The organism is Enterococcus sp. BWB1-3 (assembly GCF_016745275.1).
Classification (GTDB): Bacteria; Bacillota; Bacilli; order Lactobacillales; family Enterococcaceae; genus Enterococcus_L.
On record NZ_JADOEP010000033.1, the window covers coordinates 19876 to 27236 of the forward strand.

Sequence of the window (7361 nt, forward strand, 5' to 3'; positions counted from 1 at the left end):
AGCAATTCAAATGATTACAATTTATCTACATTCTTTCTTTTACTTCATTTTTTATTTGTCGACGCTTTCTGAGAACAAATGTTAACGGCAGTTGTTCGGTCAAATTATTGATAGAGTAGGACTCCAGCAAATTCACTCTTTGGCGATAATCGTTGGCTGTCCATGAAGTTATTTTATTGGAAACCTCGTATTCATCGATAATCTTACGCTCCAAGTAATACCCTCGAAGCATCTCTCTGGCATATTCTGCTTCCTGCTGGATCAACATAGAAGGAATCAACGTTCCCTGCTCCAAGCGTATCAGCAATCGTTTTCGCTTGGCTGCATAAAAGTCAATCAAGCTTTCATCATAGACATCCTGCAGGTTTTCTAAGCTTTCCAGAAGTAACTCTGAATTTTTTAAAAACAGAGCTTTTACTTCTGCAATATCCGTCTGGCTCAATAAGGTTGCTCCCTTTTGATGACGTGACATAAAAAGTTTTGGGTGTAAAAGAACCCGTAACAGACGTTTAACAAAAGCCAGCCAAAAACTGGCAAAAGAAAGAATCTGTCTGGTAATTGATTTATCAAAATTATCGATAAACCGGGAATAAAAACGATAACCATTTATTGTAATTTTTCCTTGCCGATAATAATTATCTAAGCTGTCTCGTTCAACAGAAAGCATCAGTGCCTGAAGCTCCTGCGACTCGCTGCGCTCATCACTGGTCAATGTGTTAGTATAACTTTCTCCAATACGATCCTGATAATTTTCAATCACGACCTCAGCAGCCAGACGAAGGCGGTTATCTTCCGACTTCCCTTCCACTTCACTCATCAGCGTGCTTTTTACTTCCTCTAAAATAGCAATAAAGCTTCCATCTGGCGTCTCCACTTCTTCATCTTCAGCCAGAATAGGCAGAACCACCATTCCAACTAATAGTGTAGTCAAAATAACACAGGCAGTGATAAACAATAGCAATGACCGATCTTCAAAAGTCTCTCCATTTATTGATAGAGGAAGGATGAAAATTGTTGCCAAACTAACGGTTCCTTTCACTCCGCCAAAAGTCAGAACAAGAAGATCGTGAAAATGACTTTTTACAGTAGAATACCCCTCTTTATAAAGATAAAAAGCAACGATATAAATAAAACGGACAAGAAAGAGTAATGTGGAGATTATCACCACAATCAGAAGAAGGTAGGGATTTGAGTAGGTCACGCTGTTCCAGATAGGAGAAAATACCTGAGACACTTCTATTCCCAAAAAAAGGAAAACTAATGCATTCAAAGTAAATTCAATTGTAGACCATGTTGTATCAGAAACATTGGAAAGCTTCGCTTCAAACAAACTAACCTTACGAAATCCTGAAGACTGCATCACACCGGCTACTACAGCAGCAATAATGCCTGATGCATGAAATTCTTCCGCTAGCAGATAAGCCAAAAACGGCAGCAGTAATTCTAAAAGCAAGTAACCTGTCACATCTTTTGCAGAAGCTCGTTCAATTAATTCTACCACTTTATTTTTCATCCATACTAAAAGAAAACCAATCAGAGCACCAAATAGACTAGAGAAGAGCAATGTTTCAGATGCTTCCAGTAAAGAAAAACTCCCTGTAATTAGTGCACCAAGTGCAAACTGGAAAGCCGTTACACCAGAAGCATCATTCAGCAAGCCCTCACCTTCCAGGATGCTGGTCGACTTTTCTGAAAATTTTAGATTTCCTGCCAAAGATTTAACAGCTACTGCATCAGTTGGTCCTAATGCTGCACCAAGTGCAAAACAAGCGGCCAAAGGGATTGTTGGTAATAATATATAAAATACACCACCTACAGCAAGTAACGTTAATACAACTCCGCCAAAAGCCAAAAATAGAATAGGTCCACTGTTTTTTAAAAAGGTACGAACATTCATCTTTTCACCCTCACGAAATAACAGCGGAGCAATAATCATAATCAAAAATAATTCTGGTTCAAATGTGATGGAGCGGCCCTGCTCAGTCAGACCAATTAAAATACCGACAAAAATCTGAATAAAGGGAGTCGGAATAATCGGCAGTACTCGACTGATAATATTAGAAAAAGTTACTGCAAAAGCAAACATGATAATAAGGGTAACAAATTCCATCCGGTCACCTCCTAAACTTTTTCTAATTTAGTATAAAAGATTTTCAGCCACTGACCTTTTTTCTCTAAAATTTTATCTTCAATTTCTGCTACCTGCTCTTCATTTCCTTCAAGCAGCAGCTGACTTCTTTTAGCTTCAAGACGCAGAATTTCATGTCTCATCATTTCACATCGATGATAGGCAATCTTGTTCCGCTTTTTTAATAACTTTTTTTGTTCTTTTTTTTCTTCAAGAGACAACTCAGGATACTGATTTTTCAGCTTGATAATTCGCTCTTTAAATTCCTTTGTCATGAGGTTTCTATTCTCCTTTTGCCTAATCACAATTTACAGAAGATTTAATTAAACCTTCCGAAATCATATTATACTCCTTTTCTGAAAAAAGTGTTAAAAACTCTTCGAAGCATGAGGAAACAATAAAGACAAGTGTTTCTTTTTTTGCATAGTCTAAAAAAGATGAGAAAATATCTTTTATCAATCCATCTAACTTAAAATACAAGAAACCTGTAATATAAGAAAAAGCCGAGAATCTCAAATAAAGATTCTCAGCTTTCTTATTTTCATAACGTCCCCTGCAGGAATCGAACCTGCAACTAAACCTTAGGAGTTCCCTATGTATGATATTCTCTACTGGTTTTTAATGGTCTATAGTGGTACCTAACCCCCTAGAAACTAGGCAAGGCACTTGCTCCATCTGGAATCAACTATCCTCTACTACCCTGTAATGGAAACAAATGGTTAAATCGTTTTACTCTCAAAAATTTCACTCATGCCTACCATATGATTTTTGAATACATTGAAACATTCTACAATACAGTTCGAATCCACAGCCATTGCAATTATCTGTCCCCAAATGAATTTGAAACGGTGCATGAACAAGCCGAGAAAAGGAAATGTCGACTCATTAGCTAAAAGCATAAGGTGTTCTCATTTTAACTTGTCCTAATTCTTGACATAGGACCACCTGTTTACACACAAGCTGCCAATCAAGTGACAGCCATTGTAACAGTGAAATACCTTGATAAAGAAACTAAAGTTACATAGCTTTCTCAATTTGAGTTAACCTTACAGAAAAATGAAAACTGGAAAATTATAAAAGATTAATCTTTTCTACATTGACCTATTAGGTAAAAAGCGATATTATGATATTGATCTAGTAGGTCAAAAAAATAATGAAAGGAGAAATTATGAAAAATAATTATAGTACAACTAGAACTATGTTTCTTATTACAGCAATCCTTGGAACTTTAGTCTGTATTCCATATTTAACAAATATGATTGGAATCGGAGAGCCTGTTCAATTAGCATTTATCGTTTTTGCACTGGTAACTTTATTTCAGAATAAAGATAATAAAGAAATCAATAAAAGAGGACTTAAGCTAATTATGACCTCATTAGTTATTATTATCGCTTTTATTATCGCAATTCTAATAACAACAAATAGTGTATCTTTAACGATGTTCAATGTATTTGAATTTGCCTCTTCTGCTAACTCATCTAGTCAATTTTTAATTGCTACGTTGGGCGTAATCGGATTAATTGTGTGTGCAATCGGAGTTGTTTTTTGTTATTTAGATTATTTCAATCTAAAAAAATTAGCAGTATAGACATCAATATCGGAAATCTTTAGAAAGGTGTGATAGCATGAATATTTCTAAACTAGATGAAAAAAGAAAAATTGTGATACTAAACTCTGCTTTAAAAGAGTTCACAGCAAAGGGTTATGATGAAGCTTCAACAAATGTTATAGCGAAAGAAGCAGGAATCTCTAAGGCATTAATGTTCCATTATGTCGGAAGTAAGCAAGAACTATTTTTGTTTATTTATGACTATTTTGAAGAGGTTTTAGAAAAGGAATATTATTTAAAAATCAATTTGAAAGAGAAAGACCTTTTTAAGAGATTAAGACAGTCTTACTTACTTCAATTAGAGTTAATCAAACAATATCCGTGGATTCTTGATTTTGATAAATTAACTGTTGAAACAAGTTCTAATGAAATAAATAAAAGAATTCAAAATAGTGGTAACAAAAGAAAAGTGTCTGAATGTTTTCAACTTTTTGATGATATGGATATATCTAAATTTCGTAAAGATTTAGATATCGAAAAATGTAAGCAATTTATTCTTTGGTCTAATGTAGGATTTACTAATCAAATTTTAGAAGATATTAAAAGTAAAGAAGCTCCAAGCCCGAATAATGAACAGATTATTTCAACACTTGATGGGTACTTTGATGAACTACGAAAAATTTTCTATGTTTCTAATGAGGTATCTTAGAGATGATTAAAATATTCAATAACGAACCAGTAACAATAGACTTTCCTTTAAGGGGAGAATGGAATGCTCCAACCACACCAGCAAAAAAAGTCCCTAGTCATGGAACTAATAGAATGGGGTTAAGATATGCATTTGATTTTTTACAAGTTGATCGGAAGAATAAGAACAAAGATTATGATGCTAGTTTCTTAAGATTCCTACTACTTGGTATACCTTTAAAAAAATTCTATTGCTGGGGGAAAAAAATCTATGCTCCGTGTGATGGAGAGATCGTGGCAATCGTAGATGGTATTTCGGAAAGAAAACATGTTCATTGGTTAAGAGAATCTATTCTTGCTTTAAGAAAAACTCTTACCTTTAACGAAAACAAAGACGATTATAGTGTAATCGCTGGAAACTATATTATCATGAAATGTTCAAATGGTGTCTACATGGCTTTTGTACATCTGCAAACAAATTCTATTAATATTTCCATGAATGAAAAAATTAAAAAAGGTACTTATTTAGGTAATGTTGGACACTCTGGAAATTCTACATCTCCACATCTCCATTTTCAGCTTATGGATAGCGATAATATAAAAGGTTCAAATGGCATTCTTTGTCGATTTGGAGAGTATGAAGTATATCAAAATGGTGTATGGAAAAAAGTATATAACCAAATCCCATCAAGTAAAGAAAGAATTAGGTTTTATAAAGATTAATGAATATAGATTGAAAATTAGGAGAAATCATATGGAAGATGTAAATTGGATATTATGTCCGATATGTAAGAATAAAACACGAAACAAAATACGGTCAGATACTGAACTCAAAAACTTTCCTCTGTATTGCCCTAAGTGTAAACAAGAAAGTCTAATAAGTGTAAATGACTTAGAAATAACAATTATAAAAGAGCCAGACGCTAAGACGCGGAGCCAGTAACTTGGAATGAATAATTCTATGTTACTGGCTCTTTATTTTTATAAAGCTACATTGTTAATTGATGATTAGTTCTTGTCAAAATAAATCTCTGTGTCACGAGTTAAGAAACACAGGTTCAAACCCCAAAATAAAAATATTATAAGGAGTGTATCATGGAAATTGAACAAACTAGAATGTATCAAACTACATTCAATTTTATTAAGTTGGTAATTGGTCAAGCTGTTTCTGTTTTTGGAACATCATTACTTCGCTTTGCCTTATCACTATATGTATTAGATATTACAGGACGTGCTGATATCTTTGCAACGTTATTTGCTGTATCAAGTTTACCAGTATTGCTTTCGCCTATTGCAGGTGCAGTAGCAGATAGATTCAATCGGAAAACAATTATGGTTGGCTTAGATACAGCGAATGGATTATTTAGTCTATTGTTACTCATAGCATTTTTGTTTAATCAGACCTCATTAATTGTAATAACCATAGCAATGATTTTATTTGGATTTGTAGGTTCAATGGATACTCCTGTTGTAACAGCAATTATCCCTAGTTTAGCTTCACAAGATAAATTAGAATCTGCCAATGGAATACTACAAGGTGTACAGTCAATCTCTGGTATTGTTGCACCAATCTTAGGTGGGCTTCTATATAGCATTATTGGAATGGACAACATTTTAATTATTACAACAGTTGTATTCTTCTTAACTGCAATATTAGAAAGTCGAATTTTAGTACCAAAGAACAAATCGACATACTCTGGAAGTATCTTCCGTGTACTTACAAATGATTTAAAAGAAGGAGTGCATTACACCCTATCCGATAGTTTTGTTAGAAAAACATTATTGATTAGTGTAGGGTTGAATCTTGTACTTGCACCTCTATTCGTTGTGGGTATTCCATACATACTACGAGTAACAATGAACTTATCAACAGAGTTGTATGGTGTTGGCATTGGTGCTATTCAATTTGCAACAATTTTAGGCGCATTAATGATTGGAGCAGTCCTAAAAAAATTGAAAGTTAAAAACTTCTATTTATGGATTTTGGCTATTGCCATTCTTCTAATACCAATCACTTTATCAACAACCCCTATGCTATTAAAAATTGGAAATATCCCAGCATTTTTACTTTTTGTTTTATGTGCTGTTCCACTTTCTGCATGTTTATCAATAGTTTCCATTTTTTCAATTAGTAAAGTCCAAAAGATTACACCGACTCAACATTTGGCAAAAGTAATGTCAATTCTTTTGATGATTATTCAATGTGCTTCACTAATTGGACAAATAATCTATGGTATAGGATTTGAAGTCTTTCAAGATACAGTATACATCCCAATCATGATAACTTTTTTTGCCACTTTCATTATAGCGATTGGAAGTAAATTTCTTTATCGTAATGAGAAAGAGGTTTAATTTATATCACTGGCAAAGAAAAGTGTGATTGCAAAATAAATATCTTAGATTATGCTTTCTGAATGTAAATAAGAAAATATAATCAATAAAAGAAATTAAAGAGAACAATCATAAAAGAGCCAGACGCTAAGACGCAGAGCCAACGATAAGGAACTTAACACTTCTTGTTGTTGTTTTTTTGATTGTAGTGACATAGTTAATTGGCTTAGGCAATGTCTTGTGGAGGCATTGCTATGTTGAAAATACATCAACTCATAAGAATAAAAACTGAATATGTTATTTCGATACACATTTTTTCCGTGAGGGTTAAATGTGTATTTTTTTATCTTTTCGCCGATAGTAAAATTAAGCTAGACAACTAAATAAGTCATTTGTGCTACACTCAAAATAGTTCCGTCCAAAGAATTATAAGGAGTGAAGACAAATGACCTATACTCATCTTACTACAGACGAACTAGTTTTAATAGAATCTTATTTCAATACCCAGCAACCTGTTGCACAAGTTGCTAAACGCTTAGGACGTGCTCGTCAAACCATCTATAAGGTGTATCATTTTCTAGCAGCTGGACATACTGCGCTCGAATACTACCAACAATACAAGGCGCACAAATCCCGTTGTGGTCGTCGGTCCATTGTTTTACCTGA

The 7361-nt window shown here is 33.8% G+C and carries 9 protein-coding genes; 7 read left to right on the plus strand and 2 right to left on the minus strand.

Annotation, left to right across the window (positions count from 1 at the left end):
• Positions 1-25: 25 nt before the first annotated feature.
• Together IW492_RS16200 and IW492_RS16205 are read right to left on the minus strand one after the other, a co-directional pair.
• On the minus strand, positions 26-2110 hold the full coding sequence (locus tag IW492_RS16200) for a cation:proton antiporter (RefSeq protein ID WP_202068969.1): 2085 nt from the start codon (positions 2108-2110) through the stop codon (positions 26-28).
• A gap of 11 nt (positions 2111-2121) precedes the next feature.
• Complete coding sequence (locus IW492_RS16205; protein WP_202068970.1) at positions 2122-2403, minus strand: hypothetical protein; 282 nt, start codon at positions 2401-2403, stop codon at positions 2122-2124.
• Positions 2404-2808: 405 nt separating this feature from the next.
• Between IW492_RS16205 and IW492_RS18775 the strand changes: the two genes are divergently transcribed.
• From IW492_RS18775 to IW492_RS16240, 7 genes are all read left to right on the plus strand, one after another.
• A complete protein-coding gene (locus IW492_RS18775) occupies positions 2809-3021 on the plus strand; it encodes an IS3 family transposase (protein ID WP_420705943.1) in 213 nt (70 codons plus the stop codon).
• A gap of 260 nt (positions 3022-3281) precedes the next feature.
• Complete coding sequence (locus IW492_RS16215; RefSeq protein WP_229442642.1) at positions 3282-3716, plus strand: hypothetical protein; 435 nt, start codon at positions 3282-3284, stop codon at positions 3714-3716.
• 37 nt (positions 3717-3753) lie between these two features.
• Positions 3754-4386 (plus strand): TetR/AcrR family transcriptional regulator, encoded by a 633-nt coding sequence (locus tag IW492_RS16220; protein ID WP_202068973.1) that lies wholly within the window; start codon positions 3754-3756, stop codon positions 4384-4386.
• A gap of 2 nt (positions 4387-4388) precedes the next feature.
• The gene (locus IW492_RS16225) at positions 4389-5087 is read left to right on the plus strand and encodes a M23 family metallopeptidase (RefSeq protein ID WP_202068975.1); all 699 of its coding nucleotides are present in this window, start codon (positions 4389-4391) and stop codon (positions 5085-5087) included.
• A 31-nt stretch (positions 5088-5118) separates the two neighbouring features.
• Positions 5119-5307 carry a cysteine-rich KTR domain-containing protein gene (locus IW492_RS16230; protein ID WP_202068977.1) on the plus strand — a complete coding sequence of 63 codons (189 nt, stop codon included), beginning with the start codon at positions 5119-5121 and terminating at the stop codon, positions 5305-5307.
• Positions 5308-5459: 152 nt separating this feature from the next.
• Positions 5460-6716, plus strand: a complete 1257-nt coding sequence (locus IW492_RS16235; protein WP_202068979.1) for an MFS transporter — start codon at positions 5460-5462, stop codon at positions 6714-6716.
• A 424-nt stretch (positions 6717-7140) separates the two neighbouring features.
• Positions 7141-7361: helix-turn-helix domain-containing protein (locus tag IW492_RS16240; RefSeq protein ID WP_202068980.1), on the plus strand; the 221-nt coding region annotated here is incomplete at its 3' end.